Here is a 13,203-nt window from a genome sequence, read left to right as displayed (position 1 = left end):
GAGGTCGTGCGTCAGTGCGCGGCTGCGTACGCTTCCTGCACCTGGGTCGAGATACGGCCGCGGCTCGAGACCTCGTAACCGTTCTCCTTCGCCCAGTCGCGGATCTTCGCGAGTTCCTCGGAGTTCCCGCGCTTGGGTGCGGACTTCGGCGCGGAACCACTGCTGCCACCGGAACGACGACCGGAGACCTTCCGTGCCGCTGCGACGTAGTCCGAGATCGCTTCGCGGAACTTGTCCACGTTGTCGTCGGACAGGTCGATCTCGTAGTTCGAACCGTCGAACGCGAATTCCACGGTGCGGCCTTCGCCGGCGGCGATGGGCGAATCGTCGAGGTCGTCGACGAGCTGGACGGTGACCTTCTGTGCCATGTCGTGCTCCTGGGTCGAGGGGTCGTGATCCCCGTGACGGTGGGTCACGGGAAAAGCTTCACCACCACCGTAGCGCGACAATTGCGGGAATGTCGTCGGAAGAAGCCCGAGTCGCAATTCCAGAAAAGCTGTGGATCACTCGTCGAGTGCGAGTTCCTTGGGCAGTTCGAGTTCCCGCGACGTGAGTTCCTCGACGTTCACGTCCTTGAACGTGAGGACACGCACGGACTTCACGAACCGGTCGGAACGGTAGACGTCCCACACCCACACGTCGTTCATCGTGAGCTCGAAGTAGAAGTCGTGCTCGGTGTCACGGCGGACGAGGTCGACCTCGTTCGCCAGGTAGAACCGCCGCTCGGTCTCGACCACGTACCGGAACTGCGACACGACGTCGCGGTACTCGCGGTACAGGGCAAGTTCGACCTCGCGGTCGTAGTCGTCGAATTCGTCGTCATCCATCGCCCGCACAGTCTACGGCGAGCCGACCGACGATGGACGACGAGGTGGGTCAGCCGGTGACGGCCAGCTCGTCGAACCCGTCCAGGGCGACGCTCGACGCCTGGTGCAGCCAGCTCTTCCGGTGCAGCGCGTGCGCCCCGACGGACCGGATCCCGTCGTAGTGCGCCGTGGACCCGTACCCCTTGTTCGACGCCCACCCGTAGTGCGGAGCCCCCTCGTGCGCAGCGACCATCAGGGCGTCGCGCTCGACCTTCGCCACCACGGACGCTGCGGCGACGGAGGCGCAGTCGCGGTCCGCCTTCACGCGCACCACGACGTCGAGCGGCCGGGCGGACGGGACCAGTGCTGTGGGGACGGCACGGGACAACCAGTCGAACGAGCCGTCCAGCACCACGACGGCGTCGTCGAGGCACAGCCCGTCGTCGACGAGCGCGCCGAGCGCCGCCGCACCGGCCTGGCCGAGCGCGGGGACGATCCCCTGCTGGTCGACCACGTCCGCCGTCGCCATGCCCACGGCGGTCCGTGCCCACCGTCGGACGACGGGCTCGAGCTCGGTGCGCCGAGCGGCTGACAGCAGTTTCGAGTCGGCGAGCCCCTGGGGCACGCGTCCGATGTCGATCGTCACCGCCGCGACCCCGACGGCCACCGGACCGGCGATCGCCCCACGGCCGACCTCGTCCATGCCGATCACGGTCACGCGACCGGAGCCGAGCAGCTTCTTCTCGACCCGGAGCGATGGCCGGACCGGGGTCACCGGTCCTTCTCCTCCACACCCGCGAACACGTCGGGGTAGTCGTCGAGCCACGTCCAGCGGCTCGTGGGCCACGAGATGACGAACGCCCTGCCGGTGACGTCCGACAGCGGCACGAAGCCCTTCGACGGGGTGTCGCGGTTGTAGCGCGAGTCCTTCGAGTCGTTGCGGTTGTCGCCCATCACCCAGATCGTGCCCTCGGGGACGGTCACCGAGAACGGGTCGGCCGACGCCGGGGCGCCGCTCGGCAGCAGCGTGTACGGCTCCTTGATGGGCACGCCGTTCACGGACATCTGCCCGAGGTCGTTGCAGCACGTGACCTTGTCCCCCGGCAGGCCGATGACCCGCTTGATGAGGTGGTCGTCGCTGTCGCCGGTCCCGAGACCGACCTGGGTGAGGAGCCAGTCGATCGCCTTCGCCGGCTGCGTGGTCGGCGCGACGCCCGGCACGTTCGTGCCGGTCAACCAGCCGCCCGGGTCCTTGAAGACCACGACGTCACCGCGCTTGAGCGACACCACGTCCGGCACGAGCTCGTTGACGATCACCCGGTCGTTCACCTGCAGGGTGTTCTCCATCGACTCCGACGGGATGTAGAACGACCGGATCAGGAACGTCTTGACGAGGAACGAGACGAGCAGTGCCGCGAGGAAGATGATGACGAGGTCCCGCAGGAACGTCAGGACGCCGTTGCCCTTGTGCTCAGCCCGTGGGCGGCGTCCCGATCCTTCGGTGGTGTCCGTCATGTCCGCTCTCGTTCACATGCACGCTCGACCAGCGTGCCGACCCACACCCGCACTCGTCGGACGTGGAAGACCCTGCGCTCCGTGGAGCGCGCACAACGGGAAAGCCCCCCGTCGATGCACAACCGTACATCGGCGGGGGGCGTCCAGTGGAACCCGGCTCGCGGGCCCTCACTGTGAAGGCGATCAGGCGTCGCGCTTCTCCTTGATCTTGCGGCGGGCCGCCTTGCCGCGGAGCTCGCGCAGGTAGTAGAGCTTCGCGCGACGGACGTCACCGCGGGTGACGACCTCGATGTGGTCGATGATCGGCGAGTGCACCGGGAACCAGCGCTCGACGCCGACCTGGAAGCTCACCTTGCGGACCTTGAAGGTCTCGCCGAGGCCGTGGCCCTGGCGGGCGATGACGACACCCTGGAACACCTGGACACGCGAGCGCGTGCCTTCGATGATGTTGACGTGCACCTTGATGGTGTCGCCGGGGCGGAAGTCCGGGACGTCGGTGCGCAGGGACGCTGCGTCGACGTGGTCGAGGAGCTGCATGTTCGTTCACTCTCTGCGGACGCGCACGGGTCGCCGCGGATCGGTGTGTGGAAAGAAGTGTGCGTGCCCGGAATCGGCGACTCCCCCGTGGCAGAGTCCAGCCAGGGCACAGCGGTCCATCATGCCACAGGGAAGCCCGCTCGCAAAACGACCAGGATGGACGCATGATCGAACTCCGCACCCCCGCCGAGCTGGAGGGCCTGCGCGCCGCCGGACGGTTCGTCGCCGACGTCCTCGACGAGCTGCTCGAGACCGTCGACGTGGGCGTGAACCTGCTCGACCTCGACCGCGTGGCCGCTCGGATGATCGCCGACCGTGGCGCCGTGAGCTGCTACGTCGACTACCACCCCTCGTTCGGCAACTCCCCCTTCGGCCGGAACCTGTGCACGTCGGTGAACGACGCGGCCCTGCACGGCCTGCCGTACGACCGCGTGCTCGTCGACGGCGACCTCGTCAGCCTGGACTTCGCCGCGAGCGTCGACGGCTGGGTGGCGGACTCCGCCGTCACGGTGCAGGTGGGCACGGCCCGCGACGAGGACCAGCGACTCGTCGGGACGGTCGAGCGCGCGCTGCTGGCCGGCATCGAGCAGTTCCGACCGGGCAACAAGCTCGGCGACGTCTCCTACGCCATCGGCAGGGTGGCGAAGGACGCCGGCTACAGCGTCAACACGCAGTTCGGTGGGCACGGCGTCGGCCGCACGATGCACGGTGACCCGCACGTGCCGAACGACGGCCGCCCCGGCCGCGGCCTGAAGCTCCGCACGGGCCTCGTGGTCGCGATCGAGCCGTGGCTCATGCAGGGCACCGACGAACTCGTGCAGGACGAGGACGGCTGGACGCTGAAGAGCGTCGACGGATCCCGTGCCGCGCACGTCGAGCACACCGTGGCGGTCACCGACGACGGTCCCGAGGTGCTCACCCTGCGACGCGCCCAGCGCACCGAGGCGACCGCCTGACGGCCGGGAGGCGCGGCGCGACCCCGCCCCGCGCCTCCCGTCCGTTCGTCCATCCATCCGTCGGGACGCGGGCGCCCTCGTCGCGCGACCTGCCGCTCACGATCCAGCCCGGCGGCACGTCGCGCGACCGGAACGTGCGCCGGCGGCACGTCGTGCGACCGGAACGGCGCGGAGCACCACTGCCGGAGGCGCCGGCACCGCGGCGATGCGGCCGGCGCTACGCGTCGGGCAGCAGGTCCGGGCGGACGCGACGGGTCCGCTCCACCTGCTGCTCGTGCCGCCAGGCGGCGACGCGCGCGTGGTGCCCGCTGAGCAGGACGTCCGGCACCTCGAGGTCACGCCAGAGTGCCGGCTTCGTGTACGACGGGTACTCGAGCAGGCCGTCCTCGTGGGACTCCTCGACGAGCGACTCCGGGTTGCCGACGACCCCGGGGACGAGACGGCCGACCGCCTCGATCATCGCCATGGCCGCGACCTCGCCGCCGTTCAGCACGTAGTCACCGAGCGAGAGCTCGACGACCGAGCACCGCTCGGCAGCCCACGCGAACACGCGGGCGTCGATGCCCTCGTACCGCCCGCAGGCGAACACGAGGTGGTCGTGCTCGGACGCGAGCGACCGGGCGATCGGCTGACGGAAGGGGGTGCCGGCCGGCGTGGGGACGACGAGCGTCGACGAACCGTCCTCGCGCAGGATCGACGACAGCGCCTGCGCCCACGGCTCGGGCTTCATCACCATGCCCGCGCCACCGCCGTACGGGGTGTCGTCGACCGTGCGGTGCCGGTCGGTCGTCCAGTGCCGCAGGTCGTGCACGTGCACGTCGAGCAGCCCGTCCGAGCGGGCCTTGCCGAGCAGCGAGACGTCGAGGACGGAGAAGAACTCCGGGAAGATCGTGACGATGTCGATGCGCACGATCAGCCCTCGCGGTCGGTCGGCGTGACCGTCTCGGGCCGCGAGGTGTCCTCGGGGTCCTCGAACAGTCCCGTCGGGGGCGTCACCGTGACGGTCCCGGCCGTGGTGTCGACCGTCGGCACGATCGCCGAGACGAACGGCACCAGGACCTCGCCGCGCGACGGGGTGTCGATCGCGAGCAGGTCCTGCGCGGGCAGGTGGTCGACGCGGGCGACCGTACCGACCTCGACGCCGTCGCGGAGCACGCGCAAGCCGACCAGCTGGTGGTCGTACCAGGCGTCGTCCTCACCGGTCTCGGCGTCGGCGTCCTGCTCGACCCAGAGGATCGCCCGCGCGAGGGACTCAGCGGCAGTGCGGTCCGCGACGCCCTCGAAGAAGGCGACCGGGTGGCCGTTGTACCAGCGGAGCTCGTCGATGGTCAGGGTCTTGCCCGACCACGGCGAGTCCGAGGGGACCTGGAGCGTGAACTCCGCCCCCGGCGTGAACCGACGATCCGGGTCGTCGGTGTAGAGCTCGAGCTTGATGCCGCCCTTGAGCCCGTGCGCCTTCGTGATGCGACCCACCCGGAGTTGGGTCGTCTCCCTAGGAATCGGTGTCGACCACGTCGACCCGCACCCGCTTGCCGTCGGCGAGAGCCGAGACGAGGGTGCGGAGCGCCTTTGCGGTCCGTCCGGCGCGACCGATCACGCGACCGAGGTCCTCGGGGTGCACACGCACCTCGAGGACCTCGCCACGCGCAGAGGTGGAACTGGCGACGCGGACGTCGTCCGGGTGATCGACGATCCCCTTGACGAGGTGCGTCAGCGCAGAGTCGAGCAAGGAATCAGGCCTCGGTCGTCTCGGCGGCGTCGTCGGCCGACTCGGCCGGAGCGGCGGCGGGGGCCGTCTTCTCCGACTTCGGCTTCAGGACGGCCTTCTTGGCGGTGTCCGCGACGAAGGCCTGCTTCGGCTCGGCGACCTTGACGGTGGACTCGGTGTTGCCCTCGCCCTTGAACTTGCCCCAGTCGCCGGTGAGCTTGAGGAGCGCCGCGACCTGCTCGGTCGGCTGCGCGCCGACGCCGAGCCAGTAGAGCGCACGCTCGGACTCGATCTTGATGACCGAGGGCTCCTCGGTCGGGTGGTACTGACCGATCTCCTCGATCACACGACCGTCGCGCTTGGTGCGCGAGTCGGCGACGACGATGCGGTAGTAGGGCGCACGGATCTTGCCGAGACGCTTGAGACGGATCTTGACAGCCACAATTACTCCTGTTGCGTGTTGTTGTGGTTGAACCGGAACCGCGGGCGTGGGGGCACGCGCGGTGGAAGCTCGAAGGAAGTCGCGACCTGCTGGATAGAGGGTCGAGCAGACGCGATTCGACCGTTCATTCTTGCAGGTTTCCGCCGGAGAAGCGAGCCGGGACGCGCCGTGGCCGCCGTGTCGTCACGGTGCGAGGGCGCGCACGGCCTCGATCGCCTCGCTCGTGGCACGGACCGCGTCGACGCTCCTGGCGTCCCGGGCACCGCCGACGACGGCGTACGGCACCCCCGCGGCAGCCAGGCCCGGTGCGAGCCCTCCCCCTGCGACGGCGACCCCCGACGCGTCCTCGGCCTCGTCGCCCTCGACCGCGGGTGCACGTTCCTGCCCGGCGCACACGACGACGTGGTCGGCCGGTACCGCGGTCTCCCGACCGTCCTCGTCCCGGATCCACAGCGTCCCGGGCTCGATGCGCAGGTACTCCTGCACCCCGCCGACCATCCGCACCCCGGCGTCCCGCAGTCGTCCGACCGCCACCCAGCGCGAGGTGATGCCGATCCCCTGGCCGAACTTCCCGGACCGACGGAGCACCGTGACGTCGGCGCCGGGGCGGAGCGTCCGTGCCACCGCGGGAAGCCGTTGCGGGACGTCGCCGACCAGGTCGTCGGCGACGGAGACGTCCCAGCGCGCCGCGAACTCCGCCGCGCGCACCGCCTCGTCGGGCGACTCGACCAGGAAGGCCGCCGTGTCGACCCCGATGCCGCCGCCGCCGACCACCGCGACGGTGCCGGGCGGGACCCCGTCGCGCAGGGCGTCCTCGTAGGACACCACGTGGGGCAGCTCGGCGCCCGGGACGTCCAGCACGCGGGGCACGACCCCTGCCGCGAGCACCACGGCGTCGCTGTCGAGCAGGTCGGCGACGGTGGCGGCACGGCCGGTGTGCACGGTCGCCCCGCGGTCGTCGAGCTCGGCCCGCGCCGCCCGGACGGTCGCGGCGTAGTCCTCCTTGCCGGGGATCGCCGCGGCCAGGGCGAACTGCCCGCCGAGGGCGTCGGTCGCCTCCCACAGCGTCACGGCGTGCCCGCGCCGCGCGGCGTCCACCGCGGCGGCCAGCCCGGCCGGGCCACCGCCGACCACGTCGACGCGCTTCGGCTCGACGGTCGGCCGGAGCGGCATGGTCAGCTCGCGGCCGACGCGGGGGTTCACGAGGCAGGACACGGGCCGTCCGACGATGGAGCGGTCGAGGCACGCCTGGTTGCAGCCGATGCAGGTGTTCACCAGGTCGAAGCGACCGTCGAGCGACCGGCGGACGATGTCCGGGTCCGCGAGGAACGGACGGGCGAGCGCGACGGCGTCGACCTGCCCGCCGCGGAGCACCGCCTCGCCGTCGCGCAGGTCGGTCATCCGGTTCGACGCGATCACCTGCACCTCGGGGTGCGCGGACTCGCGGACCACGCCCGCGACCCGCTCGGCGTACGCCAGCCACGCGCCGTGCGGCACCGCGGCCTGCACGGTCGGCGTGCGCGACTCGTGCCAACCGATGCCGACCGAGATCCCGTCGAGGCCCAGCGGCAGCAGGTCGTGCACGAGCGCGTCGACCTCGGCGTCCGTCGTCGACCCGGGCATGAGGTCGGCACCGGACAGCCGGATCGTGACGGCCAGGTCGGGCACGGCGGTGCGGACGGCCCGGACGACCTCGATCGCGAAGCGGCGGCGTCGCTCGGCGTCCCCACCCCAGTCGTCGTCGCGGAGGTTCGTCAGCGGCGACTGGAACTGGTTGACCAGGTAGCCCTCGGACGCCATGATCTCGACGCCGTCGAAGCCGATCGCCGCGGCAGACCGGGCGGCGGCGGCGAAGTCGTCGATCGTCCGGCGGACCTCGGCGTCGGTGAGCGCGATCGGCTGGACCCCGCGCGCCGCCGCCCACGGCAGCGCCGACGGAGCCACCACGCGCTGGGGTCGGCCGTACCGGTCGACCAGGCCGTTCGCGAGGGCGTACCGGCCGGCGTGGAAGAGCTGGGCGAGCACGGCTCCGCCCTCGTCGTGCACGGCCGCGACGGCGACCCGGAACCGTTCGTCCGCGCCCCCGCTGCCGAACACCGCGAAGTCCGGACCACCACGGGCCTCGTCGCTGATCGCGATCCCGCCGGTGACGATGCAGCCGACGCCGCCCGCCGCGCGCTCGCGGTAGAACGCGGCCATCGCGGCACCGCCGTCGTCGAGGACCTCGAGCCCGGTGTGCATCGACCCCATCACCACCCGGTTCCGCAGGTGGAGCGGTCCGAGGTTCCAGGACGAGGAGAGGACTGCGAGGTCGGGCACGGCAACGCTGCTCATGGCGACCACTCTGCCGGACGACGTGCCCGGGACCGAACTCCTTGTGCCGACCCTCCAAGCCGACGGGCAGGATGGCCCCATGGACATCCGCTTCACCGAGTCCCGCCCGTCGACCCTCGGCGTCGAGTGGGAGCTCCCGCTGGTCGACCGCGGCACCGGCGACCTCGCGCCCCGTGCCCCCGCCGTGCTCTCCGCCGTGCAGGAGCGCCTCGGCGATCCCGACCGGGTGACCGAGGAACTCCTCACGAACACCGTCGAGGTGGTCACGGGGGTGCACGACACCGTCGGTGGGGCGACGAGCGAGCTCGCGGGCATCATCGGCGAGGTGATCGACGCCGCCGAACCGCTCGACGCGCAGGTGATGTGCTCCGGCACCCACCCGTTCGCGCAGTGGGACCAGCAGGAGATCACGGCGGACAGCGAGCACTACACCACGCTGATCGACCGCACGCGCTGGTGGGGTCGGCAGATGCTCATCTGGGGCGTGCACGTGCACGTGGGGATCGACGACCGCGACAAGGCGGTCCCGATCATGAACGCGATGCTCGCGTACGTCCCGCACCTGCAGGCGTTCACCGCGTCGAGCCCGTTCTGGGGCGGGACCGACACCGGGTACGCCTCGAACCGTGCCCTCATGTTCCAGCAGCTCCCCACCGGCGGCCTGCCGCCGGGCATCGACGACTGGACCGGCTTCGAGACCGTCGTCGACGACCTGACGAAGACCGGTGTGATCGACGGGTTCAAGGACCTGCGCTGGGACATCCGCCCGTCGCCGGGGTGGGGGACGCTCGAGAACCGCGTGTCCGACGGCATCTCGACCCTCCACGAGGTCGGTGCCGTGACCGCGTTCGTCCAGTGCCTCGTCACCGCACTCTCGGACCGCCTCGACCGCGGCGAGACGCTGCCGTCGATGCAGCCGTGGTTCATCCGCGAGAACAAGTGGCGCGCGGCCCGATACGGCATGGAGGCCGAGATCATCACCGACGCCGCCGGCCACGAGCGCCTGGTCACCGACGAGGTCCACGACCTGGTTCAGCGGCTCGACCCGATCGCCGGCCGGCTGGGCTGCCAGCAGGAGCTGCACCACCTGGACACGATGATCGCCGACGGCGCGTCGTACCAGCGGCAGCTGCGGGTGGCGCAGGAGAACGGCGGGGACCTCCGCGCGGTGGTCCGCCACCTGGTGACGGAGCTGCGGGAGTCGCTCTAGACGACACCACGGAACGGACGGGAGGCCCGGTACCAGCTGGTACCGGGCCTCCCGTCCGTCATGGGTCGCGTCTAGCGGCCGAGGAACTTCTGCAGGCTGGCCAGCTCTTCCTCGGTGGGCGCCTTGCCGCCCTTCGGACCGCCGAGTCCGAGACCGGACCCGGTGGGTGCCTGCTGCTGCGGCTGGGCCGCCGCACCCGACGCGAGCGCCGCGCGCTTGGCGGGGTTGCCGACCTTCTTCTTCTTGGCGCCGCCCTGCTGCTGCTTCTTCTTGCCGCCGTGCATGCCCGGGATCGGCCCCATGCCCGGCATCTGCGGCACGCCACCACGGGCGACGGTGCGCATCATCTTCGCTGCCTGCTCGAAGCGGTTGACGAGCGCGTTGACCTCGGTCACCGTGGTGCCGGAACCCTTCGCGATGCGGAGTCGACGCGAGCCGTTGAGGAGCTTCGGGAGCTCGCGCTCCTGCTTCGTCATCGACTGGATGATCGCCTCGGTCCGGACGATCTCGCTCTCGTCGAAGTTGTCGAGCGCCTCGCGCATGCCCTTGGCGCCCGGGAGCATGCCGAGCATGCCCTTGATCGAGCCGGCCTTGCGGAGCTGCTGCATCTGCGCGAGGAAGTCGTTCAGCGTGAACGAGTCGGTCGCGATCTTCTCGGCGACCTTGCGCGCCTCGTCCTCGTCGAACGCGGACTGCGCCTGCTCGATGAGCGACAGGATGTCGCCGAGGTCGAGGATGCGGCTCGCCATGCGGTCCGGGTGGAACGGCTCGAAGTCGTCGAGCCCCTCGCCCGTGGACGCGAACATGATCGGGCGGCCCGTGACGCTGGCGACCGACAGGGCCGCACCACCGCGGGCGTCGCCGTCGAGCTTGGACAGGACGACACCGGTGAAGTCGACGCCCTCCTGGAAGGCGCGAGCGGTCGCGACGGCGTCCTGACCGATCATCGCGTCGATGACGAACAGGACCTCGTCCGGGTCGACGGCCTTGCGGATGTTCGCCGCCTGCTTCATGAGCTCGGCGTCGACACCGAGTCGACCGGCGGTGTCCACGATGACGGTGTCGTACTGCTGGTCGACCGCGGCCTTGATCGCGTTCTTCGCGACCTTGACCGGGTCGCCGACGCCGTTGCCGGGCTCGGGAGCGAACACGTGCACGCCGGCCTGCTCGCCCACGACCTGGAGCTGCTGCACGGCGTTGGGACGCTGGAGGTCCGCCGCGACGAGCATCGGCGTGTGGCCGTCCTTCTTGAGCCACTTGCCGAGCTTGCCCGCGAGCGTCGTCTTGCCGGCGCCCTGGAGGCCCGCGAGCATGATCACGGTCGGCGGTCGCTTCGCGAACTCGAGTCGGCGCTGCTGGCCGCCGAGGATGCCGACGAGTTCCTCGTTGACGATCTGGACGACCTGCTGCGCGGGGTTGAGCGCCTTGTTGACCTCGTCCGAGAGCGCACGTTCCCGCACCGAGGCGGTGAAGGCCTTGACGACCTCGAGCGCGACGTCCGCGTCGAGCAGGGCCCGGCGGATCTCGCGGACGGTGCCGTCGACGTCGGACGGGGACAGACGACCCTTGCTCCGCAGGTTGCGGAAGGTCTCGGTCAGCCGATCGGAGAGTGAGCCGAATTGTGCCATGGTCCGACGATTCTACAGGGCCACCTCCGACCGCCCCGGACCGCCCACGAACCGGTTGTTGGACTGCGTCCAGGAACCGGGGTAGCGTGCTCGACGTGCCCCAGCTCGAGATCATCCGCTGGCCCGGGCTCCTCGACTACGAGGAGGGCCTCGCCGTCCAGCGGTCGTTCCACGCCGACGTCGTCGCCGGCCGCTCCCCCGGCGTCGTCGTGCTCTGCGAGCACCCGAGCGTCTACACGGCCGGGCGCCGCACCGAAGCCGCTGACCTGCCGACCGACGGGTCCCCGGTCATCGACGTCGACCGGGGCGGACGGATCACGTGGCACGGGCCGGGGCAGCTCGTGGCCTACCCGATCGTCCGGCTCGCCGACCCGCTCGACGTCGTCGCGTGGGTCCGCGACCTCGAGCAGGTCGTCCTCGACGCGGCGGCCTCGGTCGGGGTCACCGCCGGACGGGTCGACGGGCGCAGCGGTGTCTGGGTGCCCCGACCGGGCGGCGGCCCGCACGACAAGGTGGGCGCGATCGGCCTGCACGTCGCCGAGCACGTCTCGAGCCACGGCATCGCGGTCAACTGCGACAACGACCTCGCCCCCTACGGCGCGATCGTCCCGTGCGGCATCGCCGACGCGGGCGTCACCACCCTCAGCCGCGCGACCGGCCGCCACGTCACGGTCGACGAGGTCGCCGCCCTCGTCGGGCCGCGGATCCAGCAGGCGGTCGACGGCATGCACGCCGGTCACCGCATCAGCAGCACCACGCGACAGGAGGTCGCCGCATGACCCTCGCCCCCGACGGCCGCCGCATGCTCCGGGTCGAGGCCCGCAACGCCGCGACACCCATCGAGACGAAGCCCGCCTGGATCAAGACCCGCGCGACGCAGGGCCCGGAGTTCCGGGACCTCTCCGTACTGGTCCGGGACAAGCAGCTGCACACCGTCTGCCAGGAGGCCGGCTGCCCGAACATCTTCGAGTGCTGGGAGGACCGGGAGGCCACCTTCCTGATCGGCGGCTCGCAGTGCACCCGGCGCTGCGACTTCTGCCAGATCGACACCGGTAAGCCGAGCCCGCTCGACCGGGGCGAACCCCGGCGTGTGGCGGACTCGGTCGTGTCGATGGGCCTCAAGTACGCGACCGTGACCGGGGTCGCCCGGGACGACCTCGACGACGGCGGCGCCTGGCTCTACGCGGAGACCATCCGACAGGTCCACGAGCACTCCCCCGGCACCGGCGTCGAGATCCTCGTACCGGACTTCAACGGCCGCCCCGACCAGCTCGGGCAGGTGTTCGACGCCCGCCCGGAGGTCTTCGCGCACAACGTCGAGACCGTGCCGCGCATCTTCAAGCGCATCCGGCCCGCGTTCCGCTTCGAGCGCTCGCTCGACGTCCTCACGCAGGGCCGCGACGCGGGCCTGGTGACGAAGTCGAACCTCATCCTCGGCATGGGCGAGGAACGGCACGAGGTCGTCGACGCACTCGAGCAGCTGCACGAGGCGGGTACCGACATCATCACGCTGACGCAGTACCTCCGTCCGTCGCCGCGGCACCTGCCCGTCGCGCGGTGGGTGACGCCGGAGGAGTTCGTCGACCTGCGCGAGATCGCCGAGGACATCGGCTTCGCGGGTGTGCTCGCCGGTCCGCTCGTGCGCTCGTCCTACCGGGCGGGCCGGCTGTGGGCGCGCGCCACCGTTGCGCGCGGCGGCACGGTGCCGCCGCACCTCGCCCACCTGCTCGAGGCGACCCCGGGTCGCCAGGCCGTGTAGCGCCGATCCGGCGACCGACGGACGGACGGGAGGCCCGGTACCAGCTGGTACCGGGCCTCCCGTCCGTCCGTGGTCACGTCCGACGTGACCGGCCGACGCTACGCGCGACCGCGGATGCTCCGGAGGAGCCAGCCGATGACCGCCAGCAGGATGAGCACGATGCCCACCCAGAGCAGGAACTTCAGCGCACCGACGAAGATGCCGCTGAAGAGCAGGACGAGGCCGACGATGATCGCGATGATCAGCAGTGCGGGCATGAGGGTCTCCAATCCCTGGAACGAGACCGAGCGGACGCCCGGGCCGAAGCG

16 protein-coding genes are annotated in these 13,203 nt (G+C 71.0%); 4 read left to right on the top strand and 12 right to left on the bottom strand.

All coding sequences use genetic code 11. The features are described from left to right. Window positions 1-11: 11 nt before the first annotated feature. From M3677_RS02190 to rplS, 5 genes are all read right to left on the bottom strand, one after another. The gene (locus M3677_RS02190; protein WP_066654821.1) at window positions 12-368 is read right to left on the bottom strand and encodes an Lsr2 family protein; all 357 of its coding nucleotides are present in this window, start codon (window positions 366-368) and stop codon (window positions 12-14) included. Window positions 369-503: 135 nt separating this feature from the next. Continuing rightward, window positions 504-827 (bottom strand): DUF2469 family protein, encoded by a 324-nt coding sequence (locus M3677_RS02185; RefSeq protein ID WP_058730091.1) that lies wholly within the window; start codon window positions 825-827, stop codon window positions 504-506. 49 nt (window positions 828-876) lie between these two features. Then, window positions 877-1,581 carry a ribonuclease HII gene (locus tag M3677_RS02180; RefSeq protein ID WP_066654823.1) on the bottom strand — a complete coding sequence of 235 codons (705 nt, stop codon included), beginning with the start codon at window positions 1,579-1,581 and terminating at the stop codon, window positions 877-879. Then, window positions 1,578-2,321, bottom strand: a complete 744-nt coding sequence (gene lepB / locus M3677_RS02175; protein WP_066654826.1) for a signal peptidase I — start codon at window positions 2,319-2,321, stop codon at window positions 1,578-1,580. Before lepB ends, M3677_RS02180 begins: the two co-directional genes overlap by 4 nt. 183 nt (window positions 2,322-2,504) lie before the next feature. Continuing rightward, complete coding sequence (gene rplS / locus M3677_RS02170; protein WP_058730094.1) at window positions 2,505-2,858, bottom strand: 50S ribosomal protein L19; 354 nt, start codon at window positions 2,856-2,858, stop codon at window positions 2,505-2,507. A 164-nt stretch (window positions 2,859-3,022) separates the two neighbouring features. On the opposite strand from rplS, the gene map reads away from it, so the two are divergent. Continuing rightward, the gene (gene map, locus M3677_RS02165; RefSeq protein WP_066654828.1) at window positions 3,023-3,814 is read left to right on the top strand and encodes a type I methionyl aminopeptidase; all 792 of its coding nucleotides are present in this window, start codon (window positions 3,023-3,025) and stop codon (window positions 3,812-3,814) included. Between the two features lie 217 nt (window positions 3,815-4,031). Here the strand turns inward: map and trmD are convergent, their stop codons facing one another. The 5 genes from trmD to M3677_RS02140 form a co-directional block, all read right to left on the bottom strand. After that, a complete protein-coding gene (trmD, locus tag M3677_RS02160) occupies window positions 4,032-4,724 on the bottom strand; it encodes a tRNA (guanosine(37)-N1)-methyltransferase TrmD (RefSeq protein WP_251159682.1) in 693 nt (230 codons plus the stop codon). A 2-nt stretch (window positions 4,725-4,726) separates the two neighbouring features. Next, entirely contained in the window at window positions 4,727-5,287 is a 561-nt protein-coding gene (gene rimM / locus M3677_RS02155) for a ribosome maturation factor RimM (RefSeq protein ID WP_308201957.1), read from the bottom strand. Window positions 5,288-5,306: 19 nt separating this feature from the next. Then, a complete protein-coding gene (locus M3677_RS02150; RefSeq protein WP_058730104.1) occupies window positions 5,307-5,543 on the bottom strand; it encodes an RNA-binding protein in 237 nt (78 codons plus the stop codon). A gap of 4 nt (window positions 5,544-5,547) precedes the next feature. Beyond that, complete coding sequence (gene rpsP / locus M3677_RS02145) at window positions 5,548-5,964, bottom strand: 30S ribosomal protein S16 (protein WP_066654835.1); 417 nt, start codon at window positions 5,962-5,964, stop codon at window positions 5,548-5,550. 183 nt (window positions 5,965-6,147) lie between these two features. Further along, window positions 6,148-8,298, bottom strand: coding sequence for an FAD-dependent oxidoreductase (locus M3677_RS02140; protein ID WP_251159681.1), 2,151 nt, complete (start codon window positions 8,296-8,298; stop codon window positions 6,148-6,150). A gap of 79 nt (window positions 8,299-8,377) precedes the next feature. Between M3677_RS02140 and M3677_RS02135 the strand changes: the two genes are divergently transcribed. Continuing rightward, complete coding sequence (locus M3677_RS02135) at window positions 8,378-9,508, top strand: glutamate--cysteine ligase (RefSeq protein WP_251159680.1); 1,131 nt, start codon at window positions 8,378-8,380, stop codon at window positions 9,506-9,508. A gap of 71 nt (window positions 9,509-9,579) precedes the next feature. Here the strand turns inward: M3677_RS02135 and ffh are convergent, their stop codons facing one another. Continuing rightward, window positions 9,580-11,136: a signal recognition particle protein gene (ffh, locus tag M3677_RS02130; protein WP_066654840.1), complete on the bottom strand. Its 1,557-nt coding sequence runs from the start codon at window positions 11,134-11,136 to the stop codon at window positions 9,580-9,582. Window positions 11,137-11,222: 86 nt separating this feature from the next. On the opposite strand from ffh, the gene lipB reads away from it, so the two are divergent. Together lipB and lipA are read left to right on the top strand one after the other, a co-directional pair. After that, window positions 11,223-11,915, top strand: coding sequence for a lipoyl(octanoyl) transferase LipB (gene lipB / locus M3677_RS02125; RefSeq protein ID WP_251155119.1), 693 nt, complete (start codon window positions 11,223-11,225; stop codon window positions 11,913-11,915). After that, window positions 11,912-12,895 carry a lipoyl synthase gene (gene lipA / locus M3677_RS02120; protein ID WP_251159679.1) on the top strand — a complete coding sequence of 328 codons (984 nt, stop codon included), beginning with the start codon at window positions 11,912-11,914 and terminating at the stop codon, window positions 12,893-12,895. Before lipB ends, lipA begins: the two co-directional genes overlap by 4 nt. A gap of 98 nt (window positions 12,896-12,993) precedes the next feature. Here the strand turns inward: lipA and M3677_RS02115 are convergent, their stop codons facing one another. Continuing rightward, complete coding sequence (locus M3677_RS02115) at window positions 12,994-13,152, bottom strand: DUF4175 domain-containing protein (protein WP_137767577.1); 159 nt, start codon at window positions 13,150-13,152, stop codon at window positions 12,994-12,996. Window positions 13,153-13,203: the final 51 nt, after the last annotated feature.

This window comes from Curtobacterium sp. P97 (assembly GCF_023712445.1).
Classification (GTDB): domain Bacteria; phylum Actinomycetota; class Actinomycetes; order Actinomycetales; family Microbacteriaceae; genus Curtobacterium.
This window is presented reverse-complemented; position numbering and strand designations above follow the sequence as displayed.